Source organism: Streptomyces virginiae, from assembly GCF_000720455.1.
GTDB classification, from domain to species: domain Bacteria; phylum Actinomycetota; class Actinomycetes; order Streptomycetales; family Streptomycetaceae; genus Streptomyces; species Streptomyces virginiae.
The window spans coordinates 26,702-43,665 of record NZ_JOAK01000019.1; the positions used below are offsets into that span (position 1 = coordinate 26,702).

Genomic DNA, 16,964 nt, shown 5'->3' on the forward strand with positions numbered 1-16,964 from the left:
CGGACGTTCCACTGCCATACGGGGCGAAGGGCGCTTCCCGACCTCGATACGGGTCCGTACCGTCCCCTTTCTCCCCCTGTCCGGGCCCCTACCGGGCGCGAAAAATGACCCCGTGCGCCCCCTGTGCTCCGGCACCGTGTGTTAGGTCACGCTTACCGGTGGCTCCCCCCGGGCATCCCCGTCATAGAGTCACTTGACGCGCGACGTTGGTTGAGCCGACTCCCCCTCCCCCTCACCGAGGACGGATATCGCCATGCCGCGTCCGACTGCCGCACAGCTCGCGTACGGGTCCGCCACGGTCATCGTGTCGACGATCGCCATGCTGCTGCTCTCGCAGACGAGCACCGGGCTCGGCGTAGCGGTCATCTCCGCCGCCGCGCTCGCCCTGGGTCTGCTCGTCGCCCTCACCGTGCCCGTCCCCAGGCGCCGCGGCCGACACGCGGCGCGCACGGCCGCCGGTGCGCCGACCGGATCCGCCGGGTCCGTCGCGTCCGCCGGGGAGACGGCGCAGGACGCCCGGGTGCCCGACCCCCGGACGGCGTCGGCCGAACACCCCGTTCACCACTGACACTTCGCCCTCCGGCGGGTGCACGACTGCGACGCGGGCGGCCTCCCTCGGGGGGAGGCCGCCCGCGTCGCAGTCGTGCGTTGCGCGCGTGTGCGCGTGCGGTCCGGCGTGGTCAGGGACCACCGCCTAGGCCGACTGGACCACCACGGTCTTGGCCGCCTTGTCGTGCAGGCCCTGTTTGTACGGCTTGTCGACGAGGATCGAGATGATCAGCGCGATCGGCCACAGGCAGAAGCAGCAGATCAGCGTCGGCAGCCAGAGCACCGCGGCCCGGGTCAGGGACGTGGCGGAGTTCGGCACGGTCCCGTCGTTGAGCATGGCGACGCGCAGGCCCATCGCCCTCTTGCCGACCGTTCTGCCGTCCTTCTTGGTGAACCACCAGTCGTAGCCGAGGTAGGCGACGATCGAGATCAGGGTCATGATCAGACCGCTGCCGCTGTACGACTTGGTGAAGACCTCGCTGACGTCCTCGCCCCGGTCGGTCTCGACCATGTAGCGGTTGGTGCCGAAGGCCAGCTGGATGAGGAAGAGCGGGACGGCGACGATCACCACGTCGATGACGCGCGCGGCGAGCCGCTTGCCGAAGTCGGCGAGCGGGGGCATGCCGGCCAGCGGGTCGGGCATGCCGTAGCCGCCGCCACCGCCGTACGGGTCGCCTCCGCCGCCGTATGGGGGCGGAGGGGGCGGGTATCCCCCGCCGCCGGGGCCCGGGCCGCCAGGGGGCGGCGGACCGCCGCTCCCGGGGGGCGGCGGACCGTACGGTGAACCGCCTGACGGAGGCGTCGGCTCCTCGGGCTTCTTGCGGAACGGGTCTTCCTCGGGCGGCTGGCCCGGCGGCGGCTGGTCGGTACTCATGGCCCGAGTCGAACCCGGGTCCGCCGCCCCCGCAACGGGACCGCGTCCATTCGTGGCAGGGGCGCCGCCGAGTCGAACCCGGGTCGTGTGCGCTCCCTAGCGGGCCACGTACGTCTTGGCCGCCTTGTCGTGCCAGGCCTGTCGGCGCGGGCGGTTCACGAGGCACCACAGGCTGCCGGGCAGGCCCAGCAAGGCGTACACGAGCCAGCGGCGCAGGGCTGCGCCGAAGGACGGCGGGCGCAGGGTGGCGGTGGCCAGCACGCGGACGCCGAGCAGCTTCTTGCCCGGGGTGCGGCCCCAGCGCGCGGTGGGCAGCACCTCGTAGAAGAGGCCGAAGAGGAGGACGGCCCCGAAGACCGTGCCGAGGCCGGCGGCGATCGTCGGATCGAGCAGCCAGACGGTGGTGGTGCGGCCGCTCGCCCGGGCCGCGTCGACCTTGGCCTGGACGTGGGCGGTGGCCCCGGGCAGGAGGGGCCGGGCGACGGCGGCGGCCACGGCTGCGAACACGAGGGAGTCCAGGGCCCGGGCGAGGGTACGGCGCACCAGCCCGGCGGGGCGCACGGCCCGTTCCGCCATCCGCTCGAAGACCGCCCGGGGCGTGCCGGCGCGGCCGGTGGGGGCGCCCGGGCGGGCCTCCTCGGATCCGCGCGGCTCCCAGCCCCCGGCCCCCGGCTCGGCCGGGGCGGCGTCCGCGGCGGGCTGCGGCACCTTCGGGCGGACTCCCGCGGGCCGGGGCTCCCACACCTCGGGGCGGGCGGGCGCGGGGGCGGGAGCCGGAGCCGGAGCCGGGGCACGCTCGGGAGCCGGGGCCGGGGCCGGAGCCGGGGCCGGGGCGGGGGCCGCCTCGGGCCAGGAGGAGGTGACCCCGGAAGGGCCGGGGCCGCCCGCTCCGGGGGCGTCGGGCCATGCGGGGGCGGCCGGGGCCGCCGGGGACTGCGCGGCCGGGGAGCGCGCCGACAGGATGCCCTCGGAGGACTGCGCGGGGAGCCTCGCGGGCGCCGCCGCCGCGGACGGCGTACGGGCCAGGGAGATCCCCGCGGGCCGGGCCGACGACTGCCCGGGCTCGGGGTCGGGGGCAGGGGTGGGGGCGGGCTCGGCGGTCGCGGGGACCGGCTCCGGATCGGCGTCCTGCGGGCTGCCCCACGACACCCTGCGGTCGCGGGGACCGCCGAAGCCGGCCTGGTGCACGGGGTCGGCCTGCCACACCGCCGGCGCGGCCACGGGCGCCGGCTCCGGATCCGGCACGCGCTGCGGCACGCGCTCCGGAGCGGGCTCCGGCAGCGCCTCGGTCATGGAGGTCTGGTCCAGGAACACCGGCCCCGTCTCGTCGGCGCGGACGGCGGGCGCGGCGACGGGAGCCTGGGCGGTGAGCGGGCGGACCGGAACAGGAGCGGGGGCGGGAGCGGGGGCGGGGGCCGGGGCGGGCGCGGGAACGGGCGTGGGAAGGGGGGCCGGCGCCACCGGGGCAGGGCGGCTCGTACCCGGGACCCAGGCCGCGCCGTTCCAGTACCGGATGTACCCCGGGATGGACGGATCCGGGTAGTAGCCCTCGCGGGCCGCGTGCTCGCCGTCACCAGGGGAGGCCGTCATGTCCCCAACTCCGATCGTGGCTTGAGGCTTGTGCAAGGGGAGGACCATAGCCAAGAACCGTGGGCCGACAGGTCCGGTAACGGGAGAATCCAAGCCATTGAGCGAACGTCACTCCACACGAAGGTTTTCGGCCAGCCGACAAGATTCGGCCAATCTCGCGTTCGTCGTCGAAAGTCGCGTCATACCCGGGCACATGCGAGCTCTCTGCGGGTGTGGGGCGCCATCCTGCCCCACGCACCGAACCGAAGTGAGGCAGTCATGCACCACCCCGTCATCGAGCGCGAGCTGGAACTGAAGCTGGTCCTGTCACCCGAGCGCAGCATCCCGGTCCCCGCGCGCCTGCTCTACCTCACGGAAGACCCGTACGCCGTCCACGTCACCTTCCACACCGGCTCGGACACCCCGGTCCACTGGACCTTCGCCCGCGAGCTGCTCGTCGAGGGGGTGTTCCGCCCGTGCGGTCACGGCGACGTCCGGATCTGGCCCACGAAGGTCGACAACGAGGCCGTGCTCTGCATGGCGCTCAGCTCCCCCGACGGTGACGCCCTGCTGGAGGCCCCGGCGCTGTCGGTGTCGGCCTGGCTGGAGCGGACCCTGCGCGTCGTCCCGCCCGGCAGCGAGTCCGAGCGGCTCGGCCTGGACGCGGCGCTGGCCGAGCTGCTCACCCCGACGCCGGCCGACGACCTGTGGCTGCGCGACCCGTGGCCGTCGGACGAGTCGGCGGACGGGGACCTGTGATGACGAACGGCCCCCGCACGCCGCGCGGTCCCCGTAATCCGCGCGGGCGCCGGATCCCGCGCGCCCTGCGCAACCCGAGCGGACTGCGCCTCGTACGGTCAGAAGAGCTTGCCGGGGTTGAGGAGCGCCAGTGGATCGAAAGCCTGCTTGACGGCGCGCTGCATCTCCACTCCGACCGGGCCGAGTTCACGGGCGAGCCATTCCTTCTTCAGCACGCCGACGCCGTGTTCGCCGGTGATGGTCCCGCCGAGGGAGAGGCCGAGTCCCATGATCTCGCCGAAGGACTCGCGGGCCCGCCGCGTCTCGTCCTCGTCGGCGGGGTCGAAGCAGACGATCGGGTGGGTGTTGCCGTCGCCGGCGTGCGCGCAGACGCCGATGAGGAGGCCCTGGGCGCGGGCGATGGCGGCGGTGCCGTCGAGCATCTCCCCCAGCCGGGAGCGGGGCACGCACACGTCGTCGATCATCGTGGCCGGCCGGAGGGCCTCCAGCGCGGGGAAGGCCATCCGGCGGGCCTGGAGCAGCAGTTCCGACTCCGCCTCGTCCTCGGCGGGCACGACGGCGGTGGCTCCGGCGGCGGTGCACAGCTCCCCCACGGCGGCGAGGTCCTCGGGGGCGTGTGGCGTGTCGAAGGCGGCGAGCAGCAGCGCCTCGGTGGCCTCGGGCAGGCCCATCCTGCCGAGGGCGTTGACGGCGTGGACGGTCGTACGGTCCATCAGCTCAAGCAGCGAGGGGGTCAGCCCGGCCTCCATGACGGCGCACACGGCCTCGCAGGCGGCCGCGACGGAGGGGAACTCGGCGGCCAGGACCAGCTGCCGGGGTGGCGCCGGCCTGAGGGCGAGGACGGCCCGTACGACGATTCCGAGGCTGCCCTCGGAGCCGACGAAGAGCCGGGTGAGGTCATATCCGGCGACGCCCTTGGCGGTGCGCCGGCCCGTGCGCAGCAGCCGTCCGTCGGCGAGGACGACGTCGAGGCCGAGGACGTATTCGGCGGTGACGCCGTACTTGACGCAGCACAGGCCGCCCGAGGCGGTTCCGATGTTGCCGCCGATGGTGCACTGCTCCCAGCTGGAGGGGTCGGGCGGGTAGTAGAGGCCCCGTTCGGCGACGGCCCGTGAGAGGACGGCGTTGACGACGCCCGGCTCGACGACGGCGATCCGGTCGACGGCGCTGATCTCCAGGATCCGGTCCATCTTCACCAGGGACAGCACGATGCAGCCGTCGGTGGCGTTGGCGCCGCCCGACAGGCCCGTGCGGGCGCCCTGCGGGACCACGGGGATCCGTAGGGCGGTGGCGGTGCGCATGACGTGCTGGACCTGTTCGACGGTCCTGGGCAGGACGACGACCGCCGGGGTGCCGGCGGCGCAGAAGCTGGCCATGTCGGTGGCGTAGGAGGCGGTCACCTGGGGGTCGGTGAGCAGGGCGTCGGCGGGGAGCCCTTCGAGGAGGCTCGCTCGCAGACGTGCGGAGAGGTCATCATCCATGGGGCCAGCGTGGCAGCCGGGGCCATCGGTGTGAACACGCCCGCGCACGTCTTCGGACACCCCGGCCCGCTCTTCATATTGACGCACAGTGACCCCATGGACCGTTTCGACGAGGATTCGCAGACGCCGGCGCCGCCCGTGACCTTCACCGGCCGCAAGACGCTCGTGGCCGCCGGGGTGGCGGTGGTCCTGATCGCCGGGGCCCTGTTGATCCGGCCGGCCCGGACCGGTGACGACGCGCGCCCGCCGGGGCCGAGCGAACGCGCCGCCGCGGCGGTGGCCATGGGTGCGCCCGCTTCGGCGACGGACGTGGTGGCGCTGGTGGCGGACCGGGAGAAGTGGGTGGCCTCGCACGCCGACGACGAGGCGTCGTGGGCCGTCCTGGGCTCCGCGTACCTCGAACAGGCGCGGCGGACGGCGGACTCGACCTGGTACCCGAAGGCGGAGAAGGCCCTGAAGCGGTCGCTGGAGGTGCGCCCGGCGGAGAAGGGCAACTTCGACGCGATGACGGGGATGGGCGCGCTGGCCAATGCCCGGCGGGATTTCGGGACCGCCCGGAAGTGGGGCGAGCTGGTACGGGCGCAGGCGCCGCGGCGGTGGACGGCGTACCCGGTGCTGGTGGACGCGTACACGGGGCTCGGCGACTACAAGGGCGCCCAGAAGGCGATGGAGCTGCTGCTGGAGCTGCGGCCGGGGCTGGTGGCGCACATCAGGGCCTCGCAGGTCTACCGGGACCGCGGCTGGCGCGAGGACGCGGTGGTGTCGATGGAGTCCGCGGCGGCCGCGGCGAAGGCTCCCGCGGAGAAGGCGTACGCGCTGTTCCGGCTCGGGGAGCTGTCCTGGGAGCGGGGTGACGCGGCGGAGGCGCTGAGGCAGTACGAGGGGGCGCTGCGGACCGATCCGGCGCAGGCGGAGGCCCTGGCCGGCCGGGCCCGCGCGCTGGCGGCGCTGGGGCGCGGCGGGGAGGCGGTGCGGGACTACCGGATGGCGCTGGGTCGGACGCCGGTGCCGCAGCTGGCCCGGGAGATGGGCGAGCTGCTGGAGTCGCTGGGCCGGCAGCAGGAGGCGCGCGCGCAGTACGACGCGCTGGCGACGATGGCGGCCCGGGACGGTGCGAACGGGGTGGACGCCGACGTCGTGCTGGGCCTGTACGAGGCGGACCACGGGGATCCGGCGGCGGCGGTGCGGCGGCTGTCGCAGGAGTGGGAGCGGCACAAGAGCATGCAGGCGGCGGACGCGCTGGGGTGGGCGCTGCACCGGGCGGGCGAGCACACGGCGGCTCTGGAGTACGCGAAGAAGGCGACGGAGCCGGGGCTGCGCAGCGCCGACTTCGCCTACCACCGGGCGATGATCGAGCGGGCCCTGGGCGACGAGGCGGGGGCGCGGCGGCACCTGCAGGAGGCGCTGCGGACGAACCCGTACTTCTCGCCGGTGCGCGGTCCGCTGGCGAAGGAGGCGCTGGCGTCGATCGGGCAGCCGGCGCCGGGCGGGCCGGAGCATCTGCAGCCGGTCACGCCGTGGGTGGAGCCGGAGCTTCCGAAGCCCAACCCGCAGCCGACGCCCACGGCCAAGGCGGAGCCGAAGCCGCCGGCCAAGGCGGACCCGAAGCCCTCCCCGGCCGTCCGCTGACGAGCTGCGGGGCGGCCGCTCGTGCGGCCCGGTGCCCGGGTCGGCGGCGCGCCGCGTTTTGGCCCACTCCCCTCCGGAGGACACCACGCGGCGGCGCGCCCGACCCGGCGCACCGGGGCCGACGGCAGCCCCGGGCGTGTCTTCCGGGTCCCGTCGGCCGGGCCCGCGAGACACGCCCCAGGCCCCCGGCGTCGGCCGGGGGCCTGTAGGTACGTGCGCGACCTCAGAGGTTGCCGCGCTTCTCCTGCTCGCGCTCGATGGCCTCGAACAGCGCCTTGAAGTTGCCCTTGCCGAAGCCCATCGAGCCGTGGCGCTCGATGATCTCGAAGAAGACCGTCGGGCGGTCCTGCACCGGCTTGGTGAAGATCTGCAGCAGGTAGCCGTCCTCGTCGCGGTCGGCGAGGATCTTCAGCTCGCGCAGCTCGTCGATCGGCACGCGGGTGTCGCCGACCCACTCGCCGAGCGTGTCGTAGTAGGTGTCCGGGACGGAGAGGAACTGGACGCCCGCGGCGCGCATCGAGCGGACCGTGGAGACGATGTCGTTCGAGGCCAGGGCGATGTGCTGGACGCCGGGACCGTTGTAGAACTCCAGGTACTCGTCGATCTGCGACTTCTTCTTCGCGATCGCCGGCTCGTTGATCGGGAACTTGACCTTCTTGGTGCCGTCCGCGACCACCTTGGACATCAGCGCCGAGTACTCGGTCGCGATGTCGTCGCCCACGAACTCCTTCATGTTCGTGAAGCCCATGACCTTGTTGTAGAAGGCGACCCACTCGTTCATGCGGCCGAGTTCCACGTTGCCGACGCAGTGGTCGATGGCCTGGAAGGTGCGCTTGGCCGGGGCCGCGACCATCGGCTCGACGGCGACGTAGCCCGGCAGGTAGGGGCCGGTGTAGTCGCCGCGCTCCACCAGGGTGTGGCGGGTCTGGCCGTAGGTGGCGATGGCGGCCAGTACGACCGTGCCGTGCTCGTCCTTGACCTCGTACGGCTCGTCCAGGCCGCGGGCGCCCTGCTCGACGGCGTACGCGTACGCCGCGCGGACGTCCGGCACCTCGATGGCGAGGTCGATCACGCCGTCGCCGTGCTCGGTGACGTGCTCGGCGATGAAGCGGCCGTGGTCGGTCGTCGCCTTGATGACCGAGGTCAGCACGAAGCGGGCGGAGCCGTTGGTCAGGACGTAGCTGGCCGTCTCGCGGCTGCCGTTCTCCGGTCCGGAGTAGGCGACGAGCTTCATGCCGAAGGCGGTCGAGTAGTAGTGCGCGGCCTGCTTGGCGTTGCCGACGGCGAAGACGACCGCGTCCATGCCCTTCACCGGGAAGGGGTCTGCCTCACGCGCGGTGTGCGGGGTGGTGTCGAGGGTCTCAGTCATGAGACGCAGAGTCCCGCCGATCCACAAGCTGCGCAATAGTTTCCTGATCGGCTGTACAAACTGCCCAGGATGACCGCAGGCTGTGTGAAACATCTGTGCACTATGACCACCCGCGAGCATGCGTGGGCATCCGGAGGCTCCCATGGGCATCGACGATCTCGACGGCCGGCTCATCGTCCTGCTGGCCCGTGAGCCCCGGATCGGGGTGCTGGAGGCCTCGCGCCGGCTGGGCGTGGCCCGCGGGACGGTTCAGGCGCGCCTGGACCGGCTGCAGTCCAACGGGGTCATCCGCGGGTTCGGCCCGCAGGTCGATCCGACGGCCCTCGGGTATCCGGTGACCGCCTTCGCCACGCTGGAGATCAAGCAGGGGCAGGGGGCCGACGTACGGGCCCACCTGGACGGGGTCCCGGAGGTGCTGGAGCTGCACACCACCACCGGCCACGGGGACATGCTGTGCCGGCTGGTGGCCCGGTCCAACGCCGATCTGCAGCGGGTGATCGACCGCGTCGTCGGCTTCGACGGGATCGTCAGGGCCTCGACGGCGATCGTGATGGAGAACCCGGTGCCGTTCCGGATCATCCCGCTGGTGGAGCAGGCCGCGGCGGACGACACCCGGACCCAGTGATGCAAAGAGTTCTATGCAAAGAAACCCTTGCAGAGAACTCTTTGCATCTCTAGAGTCGGGGCATGCCTGAAAGCCGCCCCGAGAACACGCCCGCCGATGGGCGGGAGCCCGTGGAGCCCACCCTCCGCATGCTCGACGCCCGGGCCCTGCGCGGCCTCGCCCACCCCCTGCGGATGCAGTTGCTGGCCGACCTGCGCCGGAAGGGCCCGGCCACCGCCTCCCAACTCGCCGAACGCTTCGGGGAGTCCAGCGGATCCACCAGCTACCACCTGCGCCAGCTGGCCGCGCACGGCTTCGTCGAGGACGCGGTCGGGCACGGCAAGGGCCGGGAGCGATGGTGGCGGGCCGCGCACGAGGGCACCGGCTTCGACGGATCGCTGATCCACGACGCCGACCCGGCCACGAGCAGCGCGGCCGCGGTCTTCCTGCAGGCCGTCGCCACGAACCACACCCAGGAGGTCTCCGCCTGGATCTCCGAGGCCCAGACCCGGCTGGGCCGCTGGGAACCCGGCGCCGACCTCAGCGACTTCACCCTGCGGCTGACGCCCGGGCAGAGCGAGGAAATGGTCGGCCGGCTGCACGACGTGATCAACACCTACCGTGACCTGCCCGAGGCGGAGGACACCCGGACCGTCCGCATCCACACGCACGTCCTCCCGCGCTCCGCGTCCGAGTAGCAGCCGCACGCGGCCTCCCGCCGCCCCGCGTGACCACCACCGCACCGCGCACCGGCACGCCGCGCGACCACCACCGCACCCGAAGGAGTTCGCCGTGCCCTCCGTCGACCATGCCCGCAGCCAGGCCTTACGCCCCACGAGCCGGCGCCCGCTGGCCGCCGTACTGGCCGCCAACACCATCTCCATAGCGGGCAGTTCCCTCACCCTGATCGGCGTCCCGTGGTTCGTGCTCCAGACCACGGGCAGCGCCGGCCGGGCCGGGGTCGTCGCCTTCTGCGCCACCCTGCCCGTCATCGTGGCCGCCCTGGTCGGCGGACCGGTCATCGACCGGATCGGCCGCCGCCGGATCTCCGCCGCCTCCGACCTGATCTGCGGCCTGTCGGTCGGCGCGATCCCGCTGCTGCACCACCTGGGCGTGCTGGAGTTCTGGATGCTGTGCGCGCTGATGGCCGTCGGCGGCCTCGTGCACACCCCCGGGCTGACCGCCCGCGGCGTGCTCCTGCCCAACCTCGCCGAGCACGCCGGCACCACCCTGTCCCGGGCCGCGAGCCTCTACGACGCGGTCTCGCGCGGGGCGCGGATGATCGGGGCGGCCGTGGCCGGCGTACTGATCGCGGCGTTCGGCGCGGAGACCGTACTGCTGCTGGACGCGGCCACCTTCGGGGTGTCGGCGCTGCTCGTCTCCGCCTTCCTGCGCGGGGTCCCGGCCGCCGAGCCGCAACGGGCCGCCGGAAGGGCCTCGTTCGCCGCCTACCGCGCCGAACTCGCCGAGGGCTGGGCGTTCCTGACCCGTTCCCGGCTGCTGCTGGGCATCACGGTGATGGTCATGATGACCAACGGCCTGGACCAGGGATGGTCCTCGGTCCTGCTGCCCGTGCACGGCCGGGACGTCCTCGGCGGCGCCACCACCATCGGCCTGATGATCTCCCTCTTCGGCGGCTTCGCGCTGCTGGGCGCCCTGCTCTACGGGGCGTGGGGCGAGCGGTTCCCGCGCCGGGCGGTGTTCGCGACGGCCTTCCTGGTGTCCGGCGCGACCCGGTACGTGGTGGCCGCCCTCACCGACACGACCCTTCCCCTCGCGGTGACGATGGCGCTGGCCGGCCTGGGCGTGGGCATGCTGAACCCGATCCTGTCCACGGTCCTCTACGAGCGGGTCCCCGAGGAGCTTCGCAGCCGTGTCGCGGGGGTGACCACGGCGGGCTGTGAGCTGACCATGCCGATGGGCGGACTCGCGGCGGGCCTGCTCGTCGACGGTCTCGGGGTGGGCACGGCGCTGCTGCTCTTCGGCGGCACGTACCTGCTCACGACGCTCGCCCCGCTGGTCTTCCCGGCCTGGCGCGGGATGGAGCGCGAGCCCGAGGTCAGCAGGACGGGGCCGGCTCTCCCCGGTTCAGTGCGCGAAGAGCGTTCACCGCATCCGTCAGCGAAGTGACGGGCACCAGCTGCAGCCCCTCGGGCAGCTCCGACTGCGCGTCCGCGCACTCGTCCTTCGGTACGAGGAACACGCTGGCCCCGTCGCGGCGCGCGGCCTGGGTCTTCAGGGCCACGCCCCCGACGGCGCCGACCTTCCCGTCGGCGGTGATGGTGCCCGTACCGGCGATGTTGCGGCCGCCGGTGAGGTCGCCGCCGCTGCCGTCGCCGTCGAGCTTGTCGACGATGCCGAGGGAGAACAGGAGCCCGGCGCTCGGGCCGCCGACGTCGGCGAGGTTGAGGTCGACCTTCACGTCCTGGGGGTCCTTGTGGAGGAAGCCGAGGGCGGCATCGGCGGCGGCCGACTGCGACTTCGCCATTTCCTCCAGATTGTGCTTCTCGATCTCCTCGTCGCTTCCACCGGAGGAGTAGACGGCCTCCCGGGGCAGGACCGCCTGATCGGTCTTGAACCAGTGGCCGACGAGTTCGTGCAACTTCATCGTCGAGGACGGCCCGGTGGCCCGGATGGTGGTCATCCGCAGCTGGCCGCTGGTGTCCCGGACCGGGGCCCCGGAGACGGTGATGACGGGCTTGCCCTGGTCGGACCCCAGAACGTCGGCCGTGAGCCCGGGCACGGCGACCACGAAGGGCAGCGGCGCGAAGGCCGCGACGGCGAACAGCCCGAGCACGGGCACGGCACAGACGGCCAGGGCGGCGGGACGCGGCAGACGTGTGAGACGAGAGAGCACCCGCCCAATCTATCCGCCCGCGCCCCTGATCAGCCCCGCCGGCGTTTGAGGCGCGGGGGCCCGGGGGCAGCGCCCCCGGCAACGGCGCCGGACCCGGCAGGCAAACAGAAAGCCCCCGGATCCGCCGAGCCCGCTGCCTAGCGGAGGGCGTCGGCGACCTCCCGCGCCGCGTCCACCACCCGCGGCCCCACCCGCTCCGGCACGGCGTCGGCCAGCATGACGACGCCGACGCTGCCCTCCAGTCCGCTGATGCCCACCAGCGGCGCCGCGGCCCCGCTGGCGCCCGCTTCGAGCTCGCCGTGGGTCAGCGTGTACCCCGGTTCGATGAGGGAGCCCTGACGGGCGGCCAGAATGGCCCGCCCGGCGGCCCCGCGGTCCAGCGGGTGGCGGAAGCCGGCCCGGTAGGCCACGTGGTAGTCCGTCCAGGTCGGCTCCACGACGGCGACGGCGAGCGCCTCGGTGCCGTCGACGAGCGTCAGGTGCGCGGTGGCGCCTATGTCCTCGGCGAGGGAGCGCAGCGCGGGCAGGGCCGCCTCGCGCACCAGTGGGTGCACCTGCCGGCCCAGCCGCAGCACTCCGAGCCCGACCCTGGCCCGGCCGCCGAGGTCACGGCGGACCAGGGCGTGCTGTTCGAGGGTGGCGAGGAGCCGGTAGACCACCGTGCGGTTGACGCCGAGGCGGTTGGAGAGCTCGGTGACGGTCAGACCGTGGTCGGTGTCGGCGAGCAGTTTGAGGACTCTGAGCCCTCTGTCGAGAGTCTGGGAGGTTTCCGCGGTCACGACGCCTCTCCCTCTTTCGGTGAGCGGCGGTGACTCTCGCGGTGGCACACCGCCGGTCCCACGGCGGCGCACAGGAGAGGCCGCCGGTAGCGGCCATTGCACCGGCTGCGCTCCCGCGGCGGCGCTGCCACGGTGCGTTCGATGCGGGGAATGTAGCGAGCAGGTCCGCTCAGCGGAAGGGCTCGTCCAGAATCCGGGCGCGTGCTACCTGTTTGTGCCGTTTCCTGATCGCCTCAGGTGTCGTTTCGTGACAACGATTCGCACAGGCGCGGAAACTGCGGGACGACGAAGGGGTCCGTGCGAACCTCCGCACGGACCCCGTCATACGTTTCGGGCGAACTCACCGCATACGGGTCGCCCACTCCTGCACCTTCTTGATGCGCTCGCGGATCTGCCCCGCGGTCGCCTCCGCGCTCGGCGGTCCGCCGCAGACGCGGCGCAGCTCCGTGTGGATCACGCCGTGCGGCTTGCCGCTCTGGTGGACGTAGGCGCCCACCATCGTGTTGAGCGACTTGCGCAGTTCGAGCAGTTCCTTGTGGGAAACCACGGGCCGCCGCTCGGCCGGCAGCTCCAGCAGGTCCGCCTCCGTGTCGGGCTTGCGCCGGCTGTGCGCGATCTGCCGGGACTGCCGTTTCTGCAGCAGCATCTGCACCTGGTCCGGTTCCAGCAGCCCGGGGATGCCGAGGTAGTCCTGCTCCTCCTCGCTGCCCGGGTGCGCCTGCATGCCGAACTCGGCGCCGTCGTACAGCACCCGGTCGAAGACGGCGTCGGACTCCAGCGCCTCGAAGGACATCTGCTCGTCCTCGCCGGTGTCCTCGTCCTCCTGCCGGTTCGCCTCGTCCATCTCCTTCTCGGACTCGGCGTAGGGGTCCTCCTCGCCCTGCTTCTTCGGCTTGTCGAGGACGTGGTCGCGCTCGACCTCCATCTCGTTGGCGAAGCCGAGGAGGTAGGGGATGGTCGGGAGGAACACGGACGCCGTCTCGCCGCGCCTGCGCGAGCGCACGAAGCGTCCGACGGCCTGCGCGAAGAACAGCGGGGTGGAGATCGTCGTCGCGTACACGCCGACGGCGAGGCGCGGTACGTCGACGCCCTCGGACACCATGCGGACCGCGACCATCCAGCGGTCGTCGTTCGCGCTGAAGGTGTCGATGTTCTTCGACGCCCCGGTGTCGTCGGACAGCACCAGGGTCGGCTTGGTCCCGGTGATCTCCCGGATCAGCTTGGCGTACGCGCGGGCCGAGTCCTGGTCGGAGGCGATGACGAGCCCGCCCGCGTCGGGGATGCCCTTGCGGACCTCGGTGAGCCGCTGGTCGGCGGCGCGCAGCACGTTGGGCATCCAGTCGCCGCGCGGGTCCAGGGCCGTGCGCCAGGCCTGCGAGATGGCGTCCTTGGTCATCGGCTCGCCGAGCCGGGCGGCGATCTCGTCGCCCGCCTTGGTCCGCCAGCGCATGTTGCCGCTGTAGGAGAGGAAGATGACCGGCCGGACGACGCCGTCGCCGAGCGCGTTGCCGTAGCCGTAGGTGTAGTCGGCGGAGGACCGCCGGATCCCGTCGTTGCCCTCTTCGTAGGTCACGAACGGGATGGGGTTGGTGTCGGACCGGAAGGGCGTACCGGTCAGCGCGAGCCGGCGGGTCGCCGGGTCGAACGCCTCCAGGCAGGCCTCGCCCCACGACTTCGAGTCACCGGCGTGGTGGATCTCGTCGAGGATCACCAGGGTCTTGCGCTGCTCGCAGCGGTTGCGGTGGAGCATGGGGCGCACGCCGACACCGGCGTAGGTGACGGCGACGCCGTGGTAGTCCTTGCTGAGCGGGCCCGCCGAGTACTCGGGGTCGAGCCGGATGCCTATCCGGGCCGCGGCCTCCGCCCACTGCTTCTTCAGGTGCTCGGTGGGCGCGACGACGGTCACCTGCTGCACCACGTGGTGGTGCAGCAGCCAGGAGGCGAGGGTGAGGGCGAAGGTGGTCTTGCCTGCGCCGGGGGTCGCGACGGCGAGGAAGTCCCGCGGCTGGTTCTGGATATAGCGGTCCAGCGCTCCCTGCTGCCAGGCGCGCAGCTTGCTGGCGGTGCCCCACGGGGCACGGCCAGGGAAGGCGGGTGAGAGGTGGTGGGAGGCGGTAGTAGTCACGGTCTCCGGTTCGTGCTCTCGGCGTACTCGGTACGGGGCAGGCGGTCGTACGTAGGACAACCGGGCCACCCTACCGGGGCGGGCCCGCCCCTCGCGGAGGGACAGGCCCGTGACCTCGGGCGGTGCGGCGAGCGTCACATGGAGCGCAGCCGGGCGGCGATCGCCGCGATCCGCGTCTCGTGCCCCGCGGCCACGTCGATGACCAGGTCGTAGGCGCGTTCCTGGTCCGCGTCGGCGAGGTCGACGCCGTTGACGGCGAGGAAGGTCGCGGCCGCCAGCCACGCGGTGCGCTTGTTGCCGTCGACGAGGGGGTGGTTGGCGGCGATGCCGTGGAGCAGCGCGGCGGCCTGCTCGTAGGGGTCCTCGTAGGCCGGGGTCCCGAACATGCGCGCCCGCGGTCGGTGCACCGCCGACTCCAGCAGGCCGGGGGCGCGCAGCTCGACGGGCCGGCCCTGGGCCAGGCAGGCGCAGGCCGCGAGATCGAGGACCTCGGCGAGCGTGAGGTGCCGGCGGGACTCGGTGGTGCTCACCGGCCGAGCCTGCGCAGGAGGGGGGCGTGCCTCTCGGCGAGCCGTGCGGCGGCTTGGGCGACCTTCTCCCGCTCGGCCCGCAGGTGGGCCCGTACGGCCTCCAGTACGACGTCTTCGGGGGTGCGCCCGGTGGCATCGGCCAGATCGCCCAGCTCCGCCCGGTCGGCGCCGGAAAGCCCGATGGTGATCTTGTTCATGGACGGAAACGGTAGCCGCCGGGCCGGGGCCACGGCACGGGGGTTTCCGTCGGCTCAGCCCTCCGCGGGCTCCAGCCGGGTCGCGACCCACGCCCCCACCAGGGCCACGCAGGCCATCGGCAGGAACACGACCGCGAACGCGGCGGGGTGCGAGGCCGCCCCCGCCCCGGCGGCGGTCACGGCGTGCGCGGCCCCGACCGCCCCGCCGCCGAGCGCGGCGAAGGCGGCGCCTCCGGCGGCCAGCAGCACGACGTTGGCGAGGGCGTCGGAGATCTGCAGGGCGGCGGAGTTGGCGCCGACCTCCTGCGGCGGGGACAGCTTGAGCAGCAGCACGCTCGTGGAGCCGATCACCAGGCCCATCCCCAGGCACCCCACGGCCCAGGCCAGCGCCAGCGTCCACACGGGCACGGACTCGATGAGCACGGCGGGCGCGGCGGCGATGGCCAGCGCCACCAGCACCATGCCGATGACCATCAGCCGTTGCCGGTAGGGGGCCGTGCGGCCCTGCGACTGCACCCAGGAGCCGCCCGCCCAGGTCACCCCGCCCAGCGCGAGGGAGAAGCCCGCCATGGTCGGGCTGAGCCCTCGCTGGGTGACGAGCATCAGCGGTACGAAGCTCTCGGCGGCGATGAACGCCCCCGCGGCGACCCCGCGCAGCAGCACCACGGACGGCAGCCCGCGCCGGGCCAGGTACGTCCCGCGCGGCAGCAGCCCCAGCACGGCGGGCACCAGCAGGGCCGCGCCGGCGATGCCGGGCACGAGCGAGAGCCACCGCAGGTCCTGGGCGGCGTACTGGAGCAGGCCCGCGCCGACGGAGATCCCGAGCGCCAGCCGGATGCGCCGCCGATCGAAGGGGCGGGGCTCGCCGTCGACGGGACCGGAGGCGGTCCGGCGTATGGCGGGCAGTGCCACGACGAGCGGTACGACGACGAGCACGGGTATGCCGAGGAACACCCACCGCCAGCCGAGGTGCTCGGTGACCGTGCCGGAGGCCAGCGGCCCGACGATGGAGGGGACGACCCAGCTGGCGGCGAAGGCGGCCATGATCGCGGGCCGCAGCCGCTCCTCGTAGGCCCGGCTGACGACGACGTACAGCGCGACGATGACGAGCCCGCCGCCGAAGCCCTGTACGGCGCGGCCGCAGACGAACACCCACATGGCGCCGGCGGTCCCGGAGACCACGAGCCCCGAGGCGAAGGCGGCGATCCCGACGGTCAGCGGCTTGAGCGGGCCCTGCCGGTCGGCCCACTGGCCGGCCAGGACCATGCCGAAGAGGCTGGTCGTGAAGTAGGAGGAGAAGGCGAAGGCGTACAGCCCGATCCCGTCGAGCTCGCGGGCGGCGACGGGCATGGCGGTGCCGACGGCGGTCGCCTCGAAGGCGATGAGGAAGACGACCGAGATGATCCCGATGCTGAGCGTCCGGTACGCGGGCCCCATGACACCGCTGTCCCGCGGCGGGGTCGGGAGGGGTGCGGTTCTCTGCGGCACGCGGGGTTCGAGGGCGCTCATCGCCCCAGCGTAAGGTGCACAGCCCGGTTTCGACCCTGTCCGTTCGACCGATCCCGCCCTCGGCCCCGGGACCTAGGTCTGTGAACGCCACATGCCAACCCTGTTGCGTCCGGGCCCTTCTCCTTCCCGGTCC

16 protein-coding genes are annotated in these 16,964 nt (G+C 73.2%); 6 read left to right on the forward strand and 10 right to left on the reverse strand.

Annotated elements, in window-relative coordinates; all coding sequences use genetic code 11:
* Positions 1 to 253 precede the first annotated feature (253 nt).
* Complete coding sequence (locus IG86_RS0125650) at positions 254 to 568, forward strand: hypothetical protein (protein WP_030899993.1); 315 nt, start codon at positions 254 to 256, stop codon at positions 566 to 568.
* Between the two features lie 126 nt (positions 569 to 694).
* Here the strand turns inward: IG86_RS0125650 and IG86_RS0125655 are convergent, their stop codons facing one another.
* Both IG86_RS0125655 and IG86_RS0125660 read right to left on the reverse strand, forming a co-directional pair.
* On the reverse strand, positions 695 to 1,423 hold the full coding sequence (locus IG86_RS0125655; protein WP_030825295.1) for an RDD family protein: 729 nt from the start codon (positions 1,421 to 1,423) through the stop codon (positions 695 to 697).
* Between the two features lie 96 nt (positions 1,424 to 1,519).
* On the reverse strand, positions 1,520 to 3,013 hold the full coding sequence (locus tag IG86_RS0125660) for an RDD family protein (RefSeq protein ID WP_030899996.1): 1,494 nt from the start codon (positions 3,011 to 3,013) through the stop codon (positions 1,520 to 1,522).
* Between the two features lie 258 nt (positions 3,014 to 3,271).
* Here IG86_RS0125660 and IG86_RS0125665 point away from each other — a divergent pair, with 258 nt between their 5' ends.
* Entirely contained in the window at positions 3,272 to 3,751 is a 480-nt protein-coding gene (locus IG86_RS0125665; protein WP_030825300.1) for an SsgA family sporulation/cell division regulator, read from the forward strand.
* Between the two features lie 98 nt (positions 3,752 to 3,849).
* Here IG86_RS0125665 and IG86_RS0125670 read toward each other — a convergent pair whose 3' ends face one another.
* A complete protein-coding gene (locus IG86_RS0125670; protein WP_030825304.1) occupies positions 3,850 to 5,232 on the reverse strand; it encodes an FAD-binding oxidoreductase in 1,383 nt (460 codons plus the stop codon).
* Between the two features lie 96 nt (positions 5,233 to 5,328).
* Between IG86_RS0125670 and IG86_RS45120 the strand changes: the two genes are divergently transcribed.
* Positions 5,329 to 6,861: a tetratricopeptide repeat protein gene (locus IG86_RS45120; RefSeq protein WP_276329195.1), complete on the forward strand. Its 1,533-nt coding sequence runs from the start codon at positions 5,329 to 5,331 to the stop codon at positions 6,859 to 6,861.
* A gap of 223 nt (positions 6,862 to 7,084) precedes the next feature.
* Here the strand turns inward: IG86_RS45120 and hppD are convergent, their stop codons facing one another.
* Positions 7,085 to 8,230, reverse strand: coding sequence for a 4-hydroxyphenylpyruvate dioxygenase (gene hppD, locus IG86_RS0125680; protein WP_030825310.1), 1,146 nt, complete (start codon positions 8,228 to 8,230; stop codon positions 7,085 to 7,087).
* A gap of 142 nt (positions 8,231 to 8,372) precedes the next feature.
* Between hppD and IG86_RS0125685 the strand changes: the two genes are divergently transcribed.
* From IG86_RS0125685 to IG86_RS0125695, 3 genes are all read left to right on the forward strand, one after another.
* Positions 8,373 to 8,855, forward strand: a complete 483-nt coding sequence (locus tag IG86_RS0125685) for an Lrp/AsnC family transcriptional regulator (protein WP_030825313.1) — start codon at positions 8,373 to 8,375, stop codon at positions 8,853 to 8,855.
* Positions 8,856 to 8,917: 62 nt separating this feature from the next.
* Positions 8,918 to 9,532, forward strand: a complete 615-nt coding sequence (locus tag IG86_RS0125690) for an ArsR/SmtB family transcription factor (protein WP_030825316.1) — start codon at positions 8,918 to 8,920, stop codon at positions 9,530 to 9,532.
* A gap of 94 nt (positions 9,533 to 9,626) precedes the next feature.
* On the forward strand, positions 9,627 to 10,964 hold the full coding sequence (locus IG86_RS0125695; RefSeq protein WP_078906033.1) for an MFS transporter: 1,338 nt from the start codon (positions 9,627 to 9,629) through the stop codon (positions 10,962 to 10,964).
* Here IG86_RS0125695 and IG86_RS0125700 read toward each other — a convergent pair.
* The 6 genes from IG86_RS0125700 to IG86_RS0125725 form a co-directional block, all read right to left on the reverse strand.
* Entirely contained in the window at positions 10,894 to 11,691 is a 798-nt protein-coding gene (locus IG86_RS0125700; protein ID WP_078848211.1) for a YlbL family protein, read from the reverse strand. The genes IG86_RS0125695 and IG86_RS0125700 overlap by 71 nt on opposite strands.
* Positions 11,692 to 11,828: 137 nt before the next feature.
* Positions 11,829 to 12,470, reverse strand: coding sequence for an IclR family transcriptional regulator (locus tag IG86_RS0125705; RefSeq protein WP_030662724.1), 642 nt, complete (start codon positions 12,468 to 12,470; stop codon positions 11,829 to 11,831).
* 340 nt (positions 12,471 to 12,810) lie between these two features.
* A complete protein-coding gene (locus IG86_RS0125710; protein ID WP_030825325.1) occupies positions 12,811 to 14,595 on the reverse strand; it encodes a DEAD/DEAH box helicase in 1,785 nt (594 codons plus the stop codon).
* Positions 14,596 to 14,729: 134 nt separating this feature from the next.
* Positions 14,730 to 15,125, reverse strand: coding sequence for a type II toxin-antitoxin system death-on-curing family toxin (locus IG86_RS0125715; protein WP_030825329.1), 396 nt, complete (start codon positions 15,123 to 15,125; stop codon positions 14,730 to 14,732).
* A complete protein-coding gene (locus IG86_RS0125720; RefSeq protein ID WP_030825333.1) occupies positions 15,122 to 15,322 on the reverse strand; it encodes a hypothetical protein in 201 nt (66 codons plus the stop codon). The genes IG86_RS0125715 and IG86_RS0125720 overlap by 4 nt, the downstream gene beginning before the upstream one ends.
* 54 nt (positions 15,323 to 15,376) lie before the next feature.
* The gene (locus IG86_RS0125725) at positions 15,377 to 16,831 is read right to left on the reverse strand and encodes an MFS transporter (protein WP_030825336.1); all 1,455 of its coding nucleotides are present in this window, start codon (positions 16,829 to 16,831) and stop codon (positions 15,377 to 15,379) included.
* Positions 16,832 to 16,964: the final 133 nt, after the last annotated feature.

Excerpts from the sequence above, each read along its gene's own strand:
- IG86_RS0125650 (WP_030899993.1), top strand. The coding sequence starts at position 254 with ATGCCGCGTCCGACTGCCGCACAGCTCGCGTACGGGTCCGCCACGGTC.
- IG86_RS0125655 (WP_030825295.1), bottom strand. The coding sequence starts at position 1,423 with ATGAGTACCGACCAGCCGCCGCCGGGCCAGCCGCCCGAGGAAGACCCG.
- IG86_RS0125660 (WP_030899996.1), bottom strand. The coding sequence starts at position 3,013 with ATGACGGCCTCCCCTGGTGACGGCGAGCACGCGGCCCGCGAGGGCTAC.
- IG86_RS0125665 (WP_030825300.1), top strand. The coding sequence starts at position 3,272 with ATGCACCACCCCGTCATCGAGCGCGAGCTGGAACTGAAGCTGGTCCTG.
- IG86_RS0125670 (WP_030825304.1), bottom strand. The coding sequence starts at position 5,232 with ATGGATGATGACCTCTCCGCACGTCTGCGAGCGAGCCTCCTCGAAGGG.
- IG86_RS45120 (WP_276329195.1), top strand. The coding sequence starts at position 5,329 with ATGGACCGTTTCGACGAGGATTCGCAGACGCCGGCGCCGCCCGTGACC.
- hppD (WP_030825310.1), bottom strand. The coding sequence starts at position 8,230 with ATGACTGAGACCCTCGACACCACCCCGCACACCGCGCGTGAGGCAGAC.
- IG86_RS0125685 (WP_030825313.1), top strand. The coding sequence starts at position 8,373 with ATGGGCATCGACGATCTCGACGGCCGGCTCATCGTCCTGCTGGCCCGT.
- IG86_RS0125690 (WP_030825316.1), top strand. The coding sequence starts at position 8,918 with ATGCCTGAAAGCCGCCCCGAGAACACGCCCGCCGATGGGCGGGAGCCC.
- IG86_RS0125720 (WP_030825333.1), bottom strand. The coding sequence starts at position 15,322 with ATGAACAAGATCACCATCGGGCTTTCCGGCGCCGACCGGGCGGAGCTG.
- IG86_RS0125725 (WP_030825336.1), bottom strand. The coding sequence starts at position 16,831 with ATGAGCGCCCTCGAACCCCGCGTGCCGCAGAGAACCGCACCCCTCCCG.